Genomic DNA, 18370 nt, shown 5'->3' with positions numbered 1-18370 from the left:
CTGGGATGAGCAGGAGGCCGGCGCCCGTGGCGCCGCGCGAGGACTGGCCCGCGGTCGAGATGGGAAACCGTCGGCGTCGCCGACCATAGGACGAAAGTCGGCGTGGCGCCGACTTAAACAGGCGTGACAGGAGAGCGGAATGCCGTACCACAACCCGTTCATCGTGAATGGAAAGATCAGGTTCCCGGATAACACCAACCTGGTCAAGCACGTTGAGAAATGGGCGAGGGTTCGCGGCGACAAGCTGTCCTACCGTTTCATCGACTACTCCACCGAGCGCGATGGGGTGTACCGCGACATCGTGTGGCGCGACTTCAGCGCCCGCAACAGGGCGGTGGGCGCCCGGCTGCAGCAGGTCACCCAGCCGGGTGACCGCATCGCCATCCTGTGCCCGCAGAACCTGGACTACCTCATCGCCTTCTTCGGCGCGCTGTACGCCGGCCGGATCGCGGTGCCGCTGTTCGACCCGAACGAGCCGGGCCACGTGGGCCGGCTGCACGCGGTGCTCGACGACTGCACGCCGTCGACCATCCTGACCACCACCGAGGCCGCGGAAGGCGTCCGCAAATTCATCCGCGCGCGCTCGGCCAAGGAACGGCCCCGCGTGATCGCCGTCGACGCGGTGCCCGACGAGGTGGCGTCCACCTGGGTCGAGCCCGAGGCCGACGAGAACACCATCGCTTACCTGCAGTACACCTCCGGCTCCACCCGCACCCCGACCGGCGTGCAGATCACCCATCTGAACCTGCCCACCAACGTGCTGCAGGTGCTCAACGGTCTCGAGGGCAAGGAGGGCGACCGGGGCCTGTCCTGGCTGCCGTTCTTCCACGATATGGGCCTGATCACGGCGCTGCTGTCGCCGGTACTCGGCTACAACTTCACGTTCATGACCCCGGCCGCGTTCGTGCGCCGGCCCGGCCGCTGGATTCGGGAGATGGCGCGCAAGCCCGAAGACGCCCCGAACTGTGAGGTCGTCACCGTCGCCCCGAACTTCGCGTTCGAGCACGCCGCGGTGCGCGGCGTGCCCAAGGACGGCGAGCCACCGCTGGACCTGAGCAACGTCAAGGCGATCCTCAACGGCAGCGAGCCGGTGTCCCCGGCGTCGATGCGCAAGTTCTACGAGGCGTTCAAGCCGTACGGCCTGCGCGAGACCGCGATCAAGCCGTCCTACGGCCTGGCCGAGGCCACCCTGTTCGTTTCCACCACGCCCATGGACGAGGCGCCCACGGTCATCCACGTCGACCGCGACGAGCTGAACAAGCAGCGCTTCGTCGAGGTCGCCCCCGATGCGCCCACGGCCGTCGCGCAGGTTTCCGCCGGCATCATCGGCGTCGACGAGTGGGCCGTCATCGTCGACCCCGACACCGCCAGCGAGCTACCGGACGGGCAGATCGGCGAGATCTGGCTGCACGGCAACAACATGGGCACCGGCTACTGGGGCAGGGAAGACGAGACCACCGAGACGTTCCGCAACCTGCTCAAGTCGCGCATCAGCCAGTCGCACGCCGAGGGCGCCCCGGACGACGGCATGTGGGTGCGGACCGGCGACTACGGCACCTACCACAAGGGCCACCTCTACATCGCGGGCCGGATCAAGGACCTCGTCATCATCGACGGCCGCAACCACTACCCGCAGGACCTCGAGTACTCGGCGCAGGAGGCCAGCCGCGCCCTGCGCACCGGCTACGTGGCCGCGTTCTCGGTCCCGGCTAACCAGCTGCCGCAGGTGGTGTTCGACAACCCGCACACCGGCCTCAAGTACGACCCCGAGGACAGCTCCGAGCAGCTGGTGATCGTGGCCGAGCGCGCTCCCGGCACGCACAAGCTCGACTACCAGCCGATCGCGGACGAGATCCGGGCGGCCATCGCCGTCCGGCACGGGGTGACCATCCGCGACCTGCTGCTGGTGCAGGCGGGAACGATCCCGCGTACCTCCAGCGGCAAGATCGGGCGCCGCGCGTGCCGCGCCGCCTACCTCGACGGCAGCCTGCGTAGCGGCGTCGGATCGCCGACGGCCTTCGCCGGCGCTAACGACTGAACCCAGGAACCATGGCTGAATTAGACGATCCCCAGGACCCGCAGGAGAATCTGCCCGCCAAGAAGACCGAAATGCGCGCCGGCGACGATGCAGAGCGGAGCGATGAGGAGGAGCGGCGCAAAATGACGGTCCCCGAGATGCGCGAGTGGCTGCGCAACTGGGTGGGCAAGGCCGTCGGGAAGTCGCCGGACGACATCGACGAGTCGGTGCCGATGGTCGAGCTCGGCCTGTCGTCCCGCGACGCCGTGGCGATGGCCGCCGACATCGAAGACATGACCGGTGTCACCCTGTCGGTCGCGGTGGCCTTCCAGCATCCGACCATCGAGTCGCTGGCCACCCGCATCATCGAGGGCGAGCCCGAGATCGACACCAGCGGTGACGACGTCGCCGACTGGACGCGCAACGGCCCGGCCGAACGCGTCGACATCGCGATCGTCGGCCTGTCCACCCGGCTCCCCGGCGACATGAACTCCCCCGAGGAGACGTGGCAGGCGCTGATGGAGGGTCGCGACGCCATCACCGACCTGCCCGAGGGCCGCTGGTCTGAGTTCCTCGAGGAGCCGCGGCTGGCCGAGCGGCTGGCCAACGCCCGCACCCGCGGCGGCTACCTGAAGGACATCAAGGGCTTCGACTCCGAGTTCTTCGCGGTCGCCAAGACCGAGGCCGACAACATCGACCCGCAGCAGCGGATGGCCCTCGAGCTGACCTGGGAGGCGCTCGAGCATGCCCGCATTCCGGCGTCGAGCCTGCGCGGCGGATCGGTCGGCGTGTACGTCGGCGTCTCCAACAACGACTACAGCTTCCTGGCGGTGTCCGACCCGACCGTCGCGCACCCGTACGCGATCACCGGCACGGCGACGTCGATCATCGCCAACCGGGTGTCCTACTTCTACGACTTCCGCGGCCCGTCGGTCGCCGTCGACACTGCCTGCTCGAGCTCGCTGGTGGCCGCCCATCAGGCGGTGCAGGCGCTGCGCAACGGCGAGTGCGACGTGGCCGTCGCCGGTGGCGTCAACGCGTTGGTCACCCCGGTGGTGACGCTCGGTTTCGACGAGATCGGCCAGGTGCTGTCGCCCGACGGCCGGATCAAGTCGTTCTCTTCGGACGCCGACGGCTACACCCGCTCCGAGGGCGGCGGCATGCTGGTGCTCAAGCGGGTCGACGACGCCCGCCGCGACGGCGACCAGATTCTCGCCGTGATCGCCGGCAGCGCGGTCAACCACGACGGCCGGTCCAACGGCCTGATCGCGCCCAACCAGGACGCGCAGGCCGACGTGCTGCGCCGGGCCTACAAGGACGCGGGCATCGACCCGCGCACCGTCGACTACATCGAGGCGCACGGCACCGGGACCGTCCTGGGCGACCCGATCGAGGCCGAGGCTCTGGGCCGCGTCGTCGGCCGCGGACGTCCGGCCGACCGCCCGGCGCTGCTGGGTGCGGTGAAAACCAATGTGGGCCACCTGGAGTCGGCCGCGGGTGCCGCGAGCCTGGCCAAGGTGGTGCTGGCGCTGCAGCACGACAAGCTGCCGCCGTCGATCAACTTCGCCGGCCCCAGCCCGTACATCGACTTCGACGGGATGCGCCTGAAAGTCGTTGACACCGCGACCGATTGGCCGCGCTACGGCGGCTACGCGCTGGCCGGGGGGTCCAGCTTCGGGTTCGGTGGGGCCAACGCGCACCTGGTGGTGCGCGAGGTGCTGCCCCGCGACGTCGTGGAAAAGGAGGCGCCGGAACCCGAGCCGCAGGCCGAAGCCGAAAAAGCCTCTGAAACCGCTGACGCGCCAACGATGGAAGGCCACGCGCTACGGTTCGACGACTTCGGCAACATCATCCCCGACGCCGAGGCGCCCGAGGAAGAGTATGAGCTTCCGGGCGTCACCGAGGAGGCGTTGCGGCTCAAAGAGATTGCGCTGGAAGAGCTCGCGGCCCGGGAGGCCGAGGAGCCGACCAAGCCGCTGATCCCGCTCGCCGTGTCGGCCTTCCTGACCTCGCGCAAGAAGGCCGCCGCCGCCGAGCTGGCCGACTGGATGGAAAGCCCCGAAGGCCAGGCCTCCTCACTGGAGTCCATCGGGCGGGCGCTGTCGCGCCGCAACCACGGCCGTTCGCGCGCGGTGGTGCTGGCCCATGACCACGAGGAGGCCATCAAGGGCCTGCGCGCGGTCGCCGAGGGCAAGCAGCGGCCGGGCGTGTTCAGCGTCGACGGCCCGGTGACCAACGGCCCGGTGTGGGCGATGGCCGGATTCGGTGCGCAGCACCGCAAGATGGGCAAGAACCTGTACCTGCGCAACGAGGTCTTCGCCGAGTGGATCGAGAAGGTCGACGCGCTGATTCAGGACGAGCGCGGATACTCGGTGCTCGAACTGATCCTCGACGACTCGCACGAGTACGGCATCGAGACTTCCAACGTCGTGATCTTCGCGATCCAGATTGCGCTGGGTGAGCTGCTCAAGCACCACGGCGCCAAACCCGCTGCGGTGATTGGTCAGTCGCTCGGCGAGCCCGCGTCGGCCTACTTCTCCGGCGGCCTGTCCCTGGCGGACGCGGCGCGCGTCATCGCCTCGCGTTCACACCTGATGGGCGAGGGCGAGGCGATGCTGTTCGGCGAGTACATCCGGCTGATGGCGCTCGTCGAGTACTCCGCCGACGAGCTGAAAAACGTGTTCGGCGACTTCCCCGGCCTGGAGGTGTGCGTCTACGCCGCGCCCAGTCAGACCGTCATCGGCGGCCCGCCCGAGCAGATCGACGCGATCGTCGCCCGCTGCGAGGCCGAGGGCCGCTTCGCCCGCAAGCTGCAGACCAAGGGCGCCGGGCACACATCGCAGATGGACCCGCTGCTCGGCGAATTCTCCGCCGAGCTGCAGGGCATCGAGCCGATGAGCCCGAGCGTCGGAATCTTCTCGACCGTGCACGAGGGCAGCTACATCAAGCCCGGCGGCGAGCCGATCCACGATGTCGCGTACTGGGTCAAGGGAATGCGTCACTCGGTTTACTTCACCCACGGTGTTCGCAACGCCGTCGACAGCGGCCACACCACCTTCCTGGAGCTCGCGCCCAACCCGGTGGCGCTGATGCAGATCGGCCTGACCACCGCGGCCGCGGGTCTTCATGACGCCCAATTGATTCCGACGCTCGCCAAAAAGCAGGACGACGTCGAGTCGATGATCTCGGCCATGGCCCAGCTCTACGTGCACGGCCACGACCTCGACATCTGGACGCTGTTCAGCCGAGCCACCGGACCGGCCGATTACGCGAACATCCCACCGACTCGTTTCAAGCGCAAGGAACACTGGCTCGACGCCCACTTCTCCGGCGACGCGTCGGTGATGATGCCCGGCAACCACGTCGCGCTGCCGGACGGCCGGCACGTGTGGGAGTACAAGCCACGCGGCGCGACCGACCTGGCGGCATTGGTGAAAACCGCTGCGGCAGCGGTCCTTCCGGACGCTCAGCTGGCCGCCGCCGAGCAGCGTGCGGTGCCGGGCGAGGGCGCCCGGCTGGTGACGACGCTGACCCGCCACCCCGGCGGCGCGTCGGTCCAGGTGCACGCGCGCATCGACGAGTCCTTCACGCTGGTCTACGACGCGCTGGTGGCGCGATCCGGGCAACAAGGCGTCGCCCTGCCCGCCGCCGTCGGCGCCGGCGCGGTCATCGAGGCGCCGACCAACGGGGCGGTGGCCGAGCCGGAGGCGAGCGGGGACGAGCCGGAGGCCGAGACCCTGACCGACAGCCTGACCAACCGGTACTTCTCGGCGGACATGGGCAAGTGGTCGCCGGACTCCGGGGAGACCATCGCGGACCGCCTCGGCACGATCGTCGGCGCGGCCATGGGTTACGAGCCCGAGGACCTGCCGTGGGAGGTGCCGCTGATCGAGCTGGGCCTGGACTCGCTGATGGCCGTACGCATCAAGAACCGCGTCGAGTACGACTTCGACCTGCCGCCGATCCAGCTGACGGCGGTGCGCGACGCGAACCTCTACGCCGTGGAGAAGCTGATCGAGTACGCGGTCGAGCACCGCGACGAGGTCGAGCAGCTGCACGAGCACCAGCAGACGCTGACGCCCGAGGAGATCGCCAAGGAGCAGGCGCAGCTGTTGAGTGGGGCGACGCCGGCCACCGTGGCGGCGCCCGCGCCCGACCCGCAGGCCGAGCCCGAAACACAGGCCGCGCCGCCACCCCCGGCGTCGGATATGCCGATCCCCCCGCCGCCGACGGACCCGTCGGGCCCGACCCCGAACGGCAAGCAGCCCAACCTGGCCGGCGCCGCCCAGGCGCTCAACCAGGAGGCGGTCGCCAAGGCGCTCAACTCGGACGTGCCACCACGCGACGCCGCCGAGCGGGTCACCTTTGCGACGTGGGCGATCGTCACAGGCAAGTCGCCGGGCGGCATCTTCAACCCGCTGCCCAAGCTCAGCGACGAGCAGGCCGCCAAGATGGCCCAGCGCCTCTCCGAGCGCGCCGAGGGGACGATCACCGCCGAGGACGTGCTGGCGTCGCAGACCATCGAGGCGCTGGCCGAGAAGGTGCGGGACTACCTGGAGGCCGGCGTGATCGACGGCTTCGTCCGCACCATCCGGGCGCCGCAAAACGATTCGCAGGTACCGGTTTTCGTGTTCCACCCGGCCGGCGGTTCGACGGTGGTGTACGAGCCGCTGCTCAACCGGCTGCCGGCGGACACCCCGATGTACGGCCTGGAGCGCGTCGAAGGCACCGTGCAGGAACGGGCCGCCCAGTACGTGCCCAAGCTGCTGGAGCTGAACGGGGACAAGCCGTTCGTCCTGGTCGGCTGGTCACTCGGTGGTGCCTTGGCCTACGCCTGCGCGATCGGGCTCAAGCGGATGGGCGCGAACGTCGCGTTCGTCGGCATGATCGACACCGTCCGGGCCGGCGAGGAGATCCCGCAGACCAAGGAAGAGACCCGCAAGCGCTGGGACCGCTACGCGCGGTTCGCCGAGCGCACCTTCAACGTCGAGATCCCCGCGATCCCGTACGAGCATCTCGAGGAGCTCGACGACGAAGGCCAGGTGAAGTTCGTGCTGGAGATCGTCCAGCAGAGCGGCGTGCAGGTGCCCGGCGGGATCATCGAGCACCAGCGCACCTCCTACCTGGACAACCGGGCGCTCGAGACGGTCCAGATCGAGCCCTACGACGGCCACGTCACGCTCTACATGGCCGATCGCTACCATGACGACGTCATCGAGTTCGAGCCTCGGTACGCCATCCGCCAGCCGGACGGCGGCTGGGGCGAGTACGTGGCCGACCTCGAGGTGGTGCCGATCGGTGGCGAGCACATCCAGGCCATCGACGAGCCGATCATCGCCAAGGTGGGTGCACACCTGACCGAGGCGTTGGACAACATCGAGGCGGGGCGCCGCCGGACGAGTGAGGTGGGCAAGTAGTGACCGGTGCGGAACCTTCTCGCGCTCACACGACAGCCGAAAAGCTGGCCGAGCTACACGTTCGTCTGGAGCGGGCCATGGAGCCCGGCGGCGAGAAGGCCGCGGCCAAGCGCGAGAAGAAGGGCATCCCCAGCGCCCGCGCCCGCATCCACGCGCTGGTCGACCCGGGCACGTTCATGGAAGTCGGGGCGTTGGCCAAGACGCCGAACGACCCGAACGCGCTCTACGGCGACGGGTGCGTCACCGGGCACGCCATGATCGACGGCCGGCCGGTCGGGGTGTTCTCCCACGATCAGACCGTCTTCCAGGGCACGGTCGGCGAGATGTTCGGCCGCAAGGTCGCCCGGCTGATGGAGTGGTGCGCGATGGTCGCCTGCCCGATCATCGGCATCCAGGACTCCGGCGGGGCCCGGATCCAGGACGCGGTCACCTCGCTGGCGTGGTACGCCGAGTTGGGCCGCCGGCACGAGGCGCTGTCGGGTCTGGTGCCGCAGATCTCCCTCATCTTCGGCAAATGCGCCGGGGGAGCGGTGTATTCGCCCATCCAGGACGACCTGCTCGTCTCGGTGCGAGACCAGGGCTACTTCTTCGTCACGGGCCCGGACGTCATCCGCGAGGTCACCGGCGAGGAGGTCACCCTCGACGAGCTGGGCGGCTCCGACGCGCAGGCCCGCTACGGCAACATCCACCAGGTGGTGAACTCCGAGGCCGAGGCGTTCCAGTACGTGCGCGACTTCCTCTCGTTCCTGCCGTCGAGCACCTTCGGCAAGCCGCCGATCGTCAACCCCGGCCTGGAGCCGGAGATCACCCCGACCGACCTGGAGCTCGACGCGATCGTGCCGGACTCCGACAACGCGGCCTACGACATGCACGAAATCCTGCTGCGCATCTTCGACGACGGCGACTTCCTCGACGTCGCCGCGCAGCACGGGCCGGCCATCATCACCGGATACGCGCGCGTCGACGGGCACCCCGTGGGGGTGATCGCCAATCAGCCCATGCACATGTCGGGGGCGATCGACAACGAGGCCTCCGATAAGGCGGCGCGGTTCATCCGGTTCTGCGACTCGTTCAACATCCCGCTGGTCTTCGTGGTGGACACCCCGGGCTTCCTGCCGGGCGCCGAAGAGGAGAAGCGCGGAATCATCAAGCGCGGCGGCCGTTTCCTGTACTCCGTGGTCGAGGCCGACGTGCCGAAGGTGACGATCACCGTGCGCAAGTCCTACGGCGGCGCCTACGCCGTGATGGGATCCCGCCAGCTGACCGCCGACTTCAACTTCGCGTGGCCCACCGCGCGCATCGCGGTGATCGGCGCCGAGGGGGCCGCGCAGCTGCTGATGAAGCGGTTCCCCGACCCGACGACGCCCGAGGCGCAGCAGATCAAAAAGGACTTCATCGAGGGCTACAACCTCAACATGGCCATCCCGTGGACCGCCGCCGAACGCGGCTTCATCGACGCCGTGATAGACCCACACGAGACCCGGCTGTTGCTGCGCAAGTCGCTGAAGCTGTTGCGGGACAAGCAGTTGTGGTTCCGCACCGCGCGCAAGCACGGGCTGATCCCGGTCTAGCGTTCCGGTTGAACCGGCCTGGCAGGCAAGGGGATCTGCATGTCGGAAAACCAAGAGGCCGAGGTTGATCCGGTCACGGCAGCAGTACAGAAGTGGCAGTCGGTGCAAGCCACGCTGGGTCCGCAACACGAATCGACTGTCGCCGCGCTGCTGGCGCTCGCCGAGGCGCGCCAGACCGCCGGCGACACTGAGGGTGCTGTCCGTGACGCCGGTGCAGTACTCGATATGCGTCGCGATGTGCTCGGACCAGAACACCCGGAGACGCTCGTGGTGGCCGGCGCAGTGGCGCGGTGGCGTTTCCTCCTCGCTGACGTCGGTGCGGTCGACCAACTGCGCGAACTGGTTCCGACCATGGCTCGCGTGCTGGGCGCTGAGCACCCCGACACGCTCCGCGCAAGTCATGTCGTGGCCTACGTCGAGTATCCGAACGAGGATCCCGGAAGCCGGCTGGTGCGCTGGGTTCGGTTGTGCGGTGCCGAAACTCGCGCGTTCGGTGTCGAGCACGAGGTGACGCTTTCGGCGGCCTACATGGCGGCGCAGGCCCGCTACGATCTAGGTGACCCTTTCGGCGCCAGCTCGGACGCGGTGCCCGTCGTCATGTACCGCCGCCAGGTCCTGGGAAGGCAGCATCCCGATACGCTGGCTGCCCAATTGGCGCGGCTGGGGTGGCTCGGGGAAGCCACAGGCGTCACCGATTTCGTTTGCAGAAGCCTCGACGAACTGATAACGGCCGCCGAAAACGCGCTCGGCCATGACGCTGAAACCAGCCTGCGGGCGCGTTACGTGCGTGCGCTTTGGGCGCCGAAAACGGCGGGTACCGAAGTGGACTGCATCTCCGAGTGGGAACTACTGGCCGAGGACCTGGCCCGCGGCCTTGGCGAGGGCCATCCGCTGAGCGTCGCTGCGCGCGAACAACGCACAGCGGCGCGCGCCGAGTGGGAGCAGGACCTCGACGAGGTGCGCGATCTTGCCTTCCATTTGTACGTCGACATGGAATCGGAAGAGCGCGGCATCGACCAGCCCGCGGGGCGGGGCTGGCTGGACACGGGAGACCTCGACGAAGACACGGTCGACAAGGTGACCGAGGATGCCGACGAGCAGCGCTCCGAGCGCGCCGAGTTGATGGACAACATTGTGGCAGCGAAGAAAGCGCTGTCCCGAAGCGCCCGAACCGCGGGCAATGACGCCTACCAGACCCTGCTGTGGCGGTATTTCCTGGCCTGGCGGTTTTGGGAGGGGCACGAATTCGAGGCGGCCGGCGAGCGGACCCGGCGGTTGATCGACGATTGCGCGCGGCTGCTGGGAGACGACCACGAACTCACGCAGGCATCGCGAACAATGCTGCACTTCATCGACAACCGCACCTGGAGCGGTCTGCCCCTGTTCTGGGATGGCAGCGCGATGGTCTGAAGAGGTTCCTGGTGTTCCACCACGATCCCGAAATCGGTTGTGGTTCCGCACGGCACGAAAGCACGGGCCGATTCGTCTAGATCGGCTGCCGCGCAACATCATTCGTCACACTGGCAGCGTCTCTCCGACCATACGCCGACCGTGAAACTTGATATCGCGTGCGATATCAAATCCGTGGATCGGGTGATGTTTGTCGCACGACACGATCGGCGGCCAGTGATCGCTAGCCCGTGAACGCGCCGGAGACGAGTTCGTCGAACCGCTCCAGCGCCTCGTCGGAGTCGGCGTCGATGCCGCGCAGCGCCCCCCGATCCGCGAGGTACCGCTGCGCATAGAGGCGGGCCACCAGCGCCTTGCGCTCACCCCCACGGGTGGCGCGCTCCCAGGCGGCCTGCTCGGTGAGCAGCGCCCCCGCGTACACGTCGCCCATGAATTGGGCCAACGGGAACAGCCGCGCCTCGGCCATGTCGTGGTCCAGTTTGGACCACGCCGTGATCGCCGCGTCCAGGTCCTCGATGCGCCCGGCGACCAGCCGGGTGGTGTCGTCGTCGTCGGAGACCGACACCGCGTCGCGCAGCCGCGCCAACAGGGCCTCGTGCGCGCGGGTCTGCTCGATGCCGCGCCGCACGTCCAGGCACAGGATGTTGTCGGGCCCCTCCCAGATGGTGTTCACCTGCGCGTCGCGCAGCAGCCGGGCCACCGGCCAGGTCTCGATATAGCCGTTGCCGCCGTGGATTTCGATGGCGTCGGATGCCGCGGTGATTCCGAGCCGGCACACTTTCAGCTTGGTGACCGGCACCGCGATGCGCTGCCGCATGCCGCGGGGCTGGCGATGGTTGGCGGCCCCGGTGCCGTCGAAAACCATGGCCTGCGCGGCTTCGACGTCGACGATCAGCTCGGCGAGCTTGCGCCGCATCAGCGGCTTGTCGATGAGCGCGCCGCCGAACGCGTGCCGCCGCCGGGCGTAACACAGCGACTCGACCAAGGCTCGGCGTGCGTTGCCGAGGCCGAACAGCGCGATGCCCAGGCGCGCGGCGTTGGTCAGCTCCATCATGCGACCCAGCCCCTTGCCGTCGGACGGGCCCGCCTCACCGGTGGGCTCGCCGGACAGCAGAAACGCCTCGGCGTCAACGAATTCCACCTCGCCGGAGGCCACCGAGCGGGTGCCGAGCTTGTCCTTCAGGCGGCGCACCCGCACCCCGTTGCGCGACCCGTCGCGGCGGGTGCGCAGCACCAGGAAGTTGGCCACGCCGCGCGTCGAGTCGGGGGCGCCCTCCGGCTTGGCCAGCACGACGAACGCCTCGCCGGCGCAGTTGGACGCAAACCACTTAAAGCCGTTCAGGATCCACGCGTCGCCGGCGCGCTTGGCGGTCGTCTCCAGCGCGCCCAGGTCCGAGCCGCCGGTGCGCTCGGTCAGCAGCTGCGCGGTCTCGCCCGCCCACTCGCCCGAGGCGAACCTGGCCAGCACGTGCTCCCGCACGTCGGGCGGCGCGTAGGCGGCCACCAGCGAGGAGACCATGCCGCCGCCGGTGCCCAGCGCGCACCCCATCCCGATGTCCGCCTGGTTGAGCAGATAGTTGGACGCGAACAGGCTCAGGCCCGAGCTCACCTTGGCGGCGCGCGCGTCGTCGCGCAGGGCCTGCTGGGCGTCCAGGACCGCGCGCTTGGACTGGGTGAAGGACGCCGGCATGACGACCTGGCTGATGTCGTGTCCCCACCGGTCGTAGCGCTCCAGCCGCGGCGGGTTGTGGTCGGTCTCTTCCGCCCATCGCGCGACCGGGCCGCCCATCAGCTCGCCCATGCGCACCAGGTGCGGCTCCACGACCGCGAGTTCCTCGGGCTGCAGGTAGTACGCCATGGTGAATTGCAGGGTGGGGTCGGTGAGGTACCAGTTGAGACCGACGGCCCCGCGGTAGTTCTCGGTCCGGTAGCGCTGGGCTTTTTCCTCGGTGGAGAACGGCAGCCTGTCCACCGCCTCTACGGCGTAGTCGCTCATGGGACAAACGCTACGCGTTGGTGAGGAAGACCAGACGCACCCGGCCGATCTGGATTTCGTCGCCGTCGGCCAGCACCGCCTCGTCGACGGGCTCCCGGTTGAGATAGGTGTGATTCATGCTGCCCACGTCGATGATACGGAATTGCCCACCCGCGCTGTGGAATTCGGCGTGCCGGCGGCTGACGGTGATGTCGTCGAGGTAGATGTCGCTTTCCGGATGCCGGCCCGCGGACATGACGGGTTGGGTCAGGGTGAACCGTGAGCCGGTGTTGGGCCCGCGCTTGACGATGAGCAGCGCCGTGCCCGGGCTCAGGGTGGGCCTGTCGTCCTCCGCGGCGGTTTCCGGGGCGTCGAACTCGGCGGGTACCGCGGTGCCGATGTCACCGGTGAGTTCGTCGTCGCCCGCGCGTTCGGTTGGCCGGTGCGGTGGCGGCCCCGGGTCGCTCACGCGGCTCGCGGCAGATCCGGGTTGACCGCCGCCCCTTGAGTTGTCGGCCGTTTCGGTGCCGGTGCCCAGCCGACGTAGGTCAGGTACAGGCCGACCAAGGCGAAGACGACGCAGAGCGCGATCCACCAGCCTTGCGCGCCGACCATGTCGTTGGCCACCGAGGCGAAGAATTTGGGAAAGGCGACCAGCAGCACCCCGCGCAGGACGATCAGCCAGCCGAGCAGCGAAACGATGATCGCCGCGGCCCCCCGCCAGTTCTGGTGCGCGGCAACGATAGTGAGGCCGAGCAGCAGGATGAAGGCGCCGGTCACAAACGTCCACATCGAGTTCGCCTCGAACTGCGACAGCAGCGACTGCATGTCGGAGGCGCGGGCCACCGCCGTCACGTCGACGACGACGAGGAAGGGGCCGAGCACGCGGCACAAAAAGCGTGTCGGGGTCGTGGGCTGTTGTGGAGCGTTCATTGCCGTGCCTCTCATCCGACTCCGGTCATTCGGCGACCCCTTTATCGGAGCACTCGACCGCGGCGTCGAGATAGGGACTTAAGGCACTGGCTGCCGGGGCGGGAGTTAGACGGGCGCGACGAACTCGGAGGTGTAAAACTCCGCCGGATTCTGCGAGTTTCCGTTGGCCCGCTCGATAATCACCCACACGCCCGTGGTGCCGGGCCGAATGGTGTCTTGCACGACCGCCGTTCCATTGCCCGCCCCGTCGGTGTCCATCCCGGCGAAGGCGGTGCCGGGATCACCCGGTCCGCAGGTGCTCGACGACGGCCGCGGCATTTGGATGAGTCCGACGTCGAAGTGGGTGCCCGGCTCGGGTTCGTCGTACAGGTGCACCTCGGCGACCGCTCGTGAGCCGGAGGTATGGATCAGCGCCGAACCGGTGCCGAGCATCGGGCTCGGCACCTTGGGGGCCTCGGCCACGCGGCTGAAATCGCAGCGCCGCAAGTAGTTGTCCATGACGACCGTGGTGGCGCCCTCGGCGCCGGCCGTGGTGATTTCGAACGTCGCCGCCGGGGTGATCACCACGGTGATCGCCGCCGCACATGTTCCGACGCGTGTCAGCGCGCGCATAATGCCACCTATTGGGTCCCGTGTGAACTCGATCACAGCGCAATAGGTATTAGCCCGCCTTTGGCAGAATTAAACCTTTCCTCGGCAATTACTCAATCGTTAATTTATGCGGTTATTTGGCGGCTGCCGAATTACGGCGAAAGCCTTTATTAATCGTCACGGCTTAATCCGGATTGGGCCCGGCGACCACCAGCCGCTGCGGGTCGCGGTGCCGAGATCGAGCTGGGCGGGCTGCGCGTCGGCGATGGTGTCGAACTTGCGCAGCGACCCCCAGTCCCGGCCCCAGTCGCGGGACAGATAGGTGGACATCACGTGCGCCCGCAACAGCAGGTCGGTGATGCCCAGGAGACCACCGTTGACGCCGTCCTGCCAGGTGTCGGTGTCCTGCTTCTTGGCGTTGTAGTCCGGGGTGATCCGGAATTTCGGAATCTCGGTGACTCCGTTGACGTGCAGCATCGGCTGCTGGCACGGGAACGCCAACCCGACCGCCCAGTCCATCAACACGGGCTGCGTCGAACCGATGTACTCCTGCAGGGAGCGCACTTCCGGCACGCGGGGCGGGGTCAGCGCGACCCAGTCGTCCGGCGTCAGGGACAGGTCCTCGGCGACCACGCGCACCGCGACCGCGTCGGCGGGTATCTGGGCGCGCGGGAAGCGCAGGTTGCGCCACACCTTGGGCTGTTCGCCGTAGAGGTCGTAGGGCACGATGCGCCCGGCCGGCAGCACGTCGCCGCCGGGCCCCGGCTTGCCGTACTCCAGCACGACGGTCTGCCCGGTGGTGTGGTGGTGCAGCACGCTGTTGCCGGTGATCGTGCCCGCGGCGGTCACCGCCACCAGGGGATGCCCGGCGTCCGCCTTCGGTAGCTGGTACCACGCGGAGGTGAGCCTGCTCTGTTGTTGCGGCCCGGTCGTGTAGCTGCCGGCCACCGGAACCCGCTCGGGGTTGAGGCCGTACGGCAGCGGCACCGTCGACCCGTTGACGCCCGGGGTGGTCAGCTTGAGCGGCGCGTCCCAGTCGTAGTCGGTGCCGGGCTGCGGCACCGAGGTTTCCTTGACCGACTCGGCCAGGGTGCGGTCCGGCACGCCGTTGGGGGTGAACCCGGTCGGGTTGACTCCGCCCAGCGGGCCCAGCGGTCCGTAGTCTCCCGGTAGCGGCGTCATGAAGCCGGCGTTGCTGTCGGGCTCGACGAGCACGTCGTCGGCCAGCCCGCAACCCCCGCTGAACTCCCGCAGGTTGTCCCAGGCGTTGGAATAGGTGGGGTATTGGCGCACGATCCCGGCCGTCATAGACGCGATGAACACCAGCGCCATGAAGCCGGCCGCCAGCGGGACGGGCGCGGCCGTCAGCGCCCGGGCCAGCCGCCCCTCGCCATGGCTGGGGCCCGCGAAGTGCAACCAGGCTGCGTACACCGCGGCGATCACGAAGAGCGCGAAAAAGACTCCGCTGATGGTGATTCCGCCGATTTTCGGCATGCTGTTGTTGAACGGCACGCCGTAACTGGAGACGTACCACCATCCGTTGGTGGTGGCGAAGCACAACGCCAACACGAACAGCACCGCCGCCAGGAACGCCATGCGGTTGCGCGACCAGCGCAGCACCTTGGGCGACACCAGCACCGTCGTCAGTGCGGCCATCGCGGCGCCCACCGCCGCGAACAGCCCGAAGTGGTGCACCCACTTGGTCGGCGTGAACATCAGGAAGAACATGGTGCCGAAGATGACACCCATCAACCGCCACGCCGGGCCGCGGGCGACTCCGGGAATTCGCTTGCGCCGCAACATGATGAACACGGCCGTAAAGAGGCACAGCGCGGTGATCAGGAAGCCGAAGCGGCGCGACAGCGAGCCGTCGACGGTGGGCAGTATCAGGTAGTAGTAGCGCAGGTTCTCGGTGTACCAGGCCTGACTGGGCCCGATCGCGGTCCGAATCCTGGTGGCTTCCAACACCGTCGACAGCGTCTGATCGGCGAACACCACCGTCAGGATGACCGTGCCCGCGGCCAGCATGGGCGCCACCAGCGGCAGGGTGCCGACCAGCCGGTGCCGCCGGACCAGGATGCGCAGGATCGGACGGCCACCGGCGACCAGCGCGGCCACCGCGATCAGTCCGGTGGGCTGGACGCCCAGGGTGAACGCCGCGGTGATGACCGCCAGCGCGGCGGGCGTCAGCCGGCTGTAGCGCATGGAGCGCTCGATCAGCACGTAGGTGATCAGCGAGCCGACGGCGATGATCGGCTCGGGGCGCAGGCCGTTGTCGAACGGCATCCACGCGGTGAGCAGCACCATGCCCGCCGCCCAGTTCGCCGGCCTGCTGGCCGCGACCGCGGGCCCCAGCCGGGGCAGCACCTCACGGGAGAGCAGCAACCAGCACACGATGCCGGCGATCAAGTCCGGCAACCGCATCCACAGGCTGGCGTCGCTGACGTGGGTCATCAGCGCCAGCAGGTTGTAATACCAGCCGAACGGGTCCTCGGGGCTGCCGAACCAGCGGAAGTAATTCGACATGTAGCCGGCGTGATCGGCCACCCGGGCCATGCCCAGGATGTAGCCGTCGTCCGACGAGTTCGCCCCGATCACGTGCCACAGCAGGAACCCGAAGATCACCGCGACGTCGGCCAGGGTGAACGTGCGCCAGTTCGCGGGGATGAGCCGGCGCATCCGGTGGCCGTCCAGTTGGTCGAGGCGCCACAGCGCGACCAGCGCGACGATCGTGGACAGGATCGCCAGCACCATCGCGGCCAGCTTCAGCGTCGTCGGTGTGGTGGAGAACCGGGTGTCGATGGTCGCCGACAACTTCAGGCCGGGCGGCGCGGGGCCGGTGAGGTCGGTGAACACCCCCACGATCTGCGGCCGCAGGTTCGGGTCGGCGAAACCACCGCTAATCGGTTTGCCCGCCGGATCATTGAGCCCGACGAAGGTGGCGAACGCGCCGGCCTTCGTCGAGGTGATCTCGATGCGCTGACATTGCGGGGACTCCACCCGGTCCCGCGGCGCGCTGGCGATCACCACATTGCGGTCGGTGACGTCCACACGCTTGCCGTTGACGACGACGAACAGGGCGTTCAGCGCGGCGTCCTTGCCCTTCTTGGGCGCCGTGCTCAGCACGACCCCGCCCTCAGCCGGCAGGGCGCGCACGGCTGAGCATGGCACGGTCGCCGTGATGTCGACCGGGGTCAGCGAAATCAGCGGCGCCGTAACGCTATTCAGTTGGCCGTTCTGTGGCCAGTTCAATGTGGCGGTGGTCTGCACGACGGGTAGCAGCGGGGTCGCCATCGAGAGCACGAACCCGAGCAAGCCGGCGATGGTCGCCACCCAGCGCGTCGTCCGCACGTCCTTGCCGGCCGCCGTCGTCGCGCTCATGGCAGTGCCCGAATCGGTCCCTGCCGGCTCCAGCCGTGCACAGTCATCACACCCTGTTCGATAACGGCATCCGGCGCCTGGTCAGCCGGCACTAACCGGAAGTACTGCTCCACCGATCCCCAGTCGCGATGCCAGTCGCCGCGCAGATACGTCGAGACTGTGGAGGTGCGCAGCATCGCCTGGGTGACCAGGAACGGGCCCCCGTCCTCGCCGGCCTGCCACCCGTTCGACGAGGCCGCCGTCTGCTTGTGATCGGGCAGGATCCGGTAGTCCGGAAGTTCGGCAACGCCAAGGTGTTCGGTGAACGGGTGCTGGCATGGGAAGTTCGCGGCGGTCGCGATGTCCATCAGCACCGGGGTGCGCGACCCGATCAACTGCTGCAAAGTCTCCAGCACCGGGACCCGCGGCGGCGTGACGGCGAACCACTGATCCGAGCTCAGGTTCGGGTCGTAGGCGACGATGCGCGCCACGTTCGCCTCGGGCGGTGCCCAGGTCAGCGGGAACCGCAGGTTGCGCCACGCCGGCTCCGGCCCGATGTCGATCGGATACACCTCTGCCAGCGGCTGCGTGGTGCCGTCGGGACGCGCGACGCCCCACTGGAGTTTTAGCTGCTGCCCGTAGGTGAAGGTGCCGTCCTCCTTGTACGACCAGATGGCGCCGGCCGCCGTCACCACCACGATCGGCCGGTCCGGGCTACGCGGCGGCAGCTGGTACCACGCCGACGTCGCGGTGGCGGCCAGCGAGTTCTCGCCGTAGCTGCCCATCACCGGGGTGCGGGCCGGGTCCAGGCCGAACGGCAGCGCCGCGTGCGAGCCGTTGATCCCGACCGGGCCTTTACCGCCGGCGGTGCCGGCCGAGTCGCTCATGGTGGCATTGGGCTTGTTGGGTGACCCGGTGGAATTCACCACACCCGGCTTGGTGACCACCGGGTACGACCTCAGGTCGTCGCCGACGCCGTCGGGCTTGAAGCCGACCGGGTTGCTGCCGCCGAGCGGTCCGTCCGGGCCGAAGGTCTGCCCGGGCGCCGGCTGCAGCATGCCCGCATCTGTCTCTTATACACATCTGACGCTGCCGA

9 protein-coding genes and 1 pseudogene are annotated in these 18370 nt (G+C 68.5%); 4 read left to right on the top strand and 6 right to left on the bottom strand.

What is annotated here, in order from left to right:
* Window positions 1-139: 139 nt before the first annotated feature.
* From fadD32 to WU80_RS16700, 4 genes are all read left to right on the top strand, one after another.
* A complete protein-coding gene (fadD32, locus tag WU80_RS16715) occupies window positions 140-2038 on the top strand; it encodes a long-chain-fatty-acid--AMP ligase FadD32 (RefSeq protein ID WP_055403906.1) in 1899 nt (632 codons plus the stop codon).
* Between the two features lie 71 nt (window positions 2039-2109).
* Complete coding sequence (pks13, locus tag WU80_RS16710; protein WP_055405792.1) at window positions 2110-7434, top strand: polyketide synthase Pks13; 5325 nt, start codon at window positions 2110-2112, stop codon at window positions 7432-7434.
* A 77-nt stretch (window positions 7435-7511) separates the two neighbouring features.
* A complete protein-coding gene (locus WU80_RS16705) occupies window positions 7512-9005 on the top strand; it encodes an acyl-CoA carboxylase subunit beta (protein WP_231633838.1) in 1494 nt (497 codons plus the stop codon).
* A 39-nt stretch (window positions 9006-9044) separates the two neighbouring features.
* On the top strand, window positions 9045-10415 hold the full coding sequence (locus tag WU80_RS16700) for a tetratricopeptide repeat protein (protein ID WP_082459898.1): 1371 nt from the start codon (window positions 9045-9047) through the stop codon (window positions 10413-10415).
* A gap of 223 nt (window positions 10416-10638) precedes the next feature.
* Here WU80_RS16700 and WU80_RS16695 read toward each other — a convergent pair whose 3' ends face one another.
* The 6 genes and pseudogenes from WU80_RS16695 to WU80_RS16670 all read right to left on the bottom strand — a co-directional run.
* Window positions 10639-12411 carry an acyl-CoA dehydrogenase family protein gene (locus WU80_RS16695; protein WP_055403903.1) on the bottom strand — a complete coding sequence of 591 codons (1773 nt, stop codon included), beginning with the start codon at window positions 12409-12411 and terminating at the stop codon, window positions 10639-10641.
* A gap of 10 nt (window positions 12412-12421) precedes the next feature.
* Window positions 12422-12859 carry an FHA domain-containing protein gene (locus tag WU80_RS16690; RefSeq protein WP_055403902.1) on the bottom strand — a complete coding sequence of 146 codons (438 nt, stop codon included), beginning with the start codon at window positions 12857-12859 and terminating at the stop codon, window positions 12422-12424.
* Complete coding sequence (locus WU80_RS16685; RefSeq protein ID WP_055403901.1) at window positions 12856-13323, bottom strand: hypothetical protein; 468 nt, start codon at window positions 13321-13323, stop codon at window positions 12856-12858. The genes WU80_RS16690 and WU80_RS16685 overlap by 4 nt, the downstream gene beginning before the upstream one ends.
* A gap of 105 nt (window positions 13324-13428) precedes the next feature.
* The gene (locus WU80_RS16680) at window positions 13429-13935 is read right to left on the bottom strand and encodes a hypothetical protein (RefSeq protein WP_055403900.1); all 507 of its coding nucleotides are present in this window, start codon (window positions 13933-13935) and stop codon (window positions 13429-13431) included.
* Window positions 13936-14091: 156 nt separating this feature from the next.
* Entirely contained in the window at window positions 14092-17295 is a 3204-nt protein-coding gene (locus tag WU80_RS16675) for an arabinosyltransferase domain-containing protein (RefSeq protein ID WP_055403899.1), read from the bottom strand.
* Window positions 17292-18347 (bottom strand): annotated as a pseudogene (locus WU80_RS16670) (arabinosyltransferase C-terminal domain-containing protein); the annotation flags it as partial. The pseudogene WU80_RS16670 and the gene WU80_RS16675, both read right to left, overlap by 4 nt.
* Window positions 18348-18370 lie beyond the last annotated feature (23 nt).

Origin of the sequence: Mycobacterium sp. UM_11 (assembly GCF_001414075.1) — a bacterium.
Classification (GTDB): Bacteria; Actinomycetota; Actinomycetes; order Mycobacteriales; family Mycobacteriaceae; genus Mycobacterium.
Note: the sequence above shows the minus strand (reverse complement) of the source record. Positions and strands in the feature narration are given on the sequence as shown.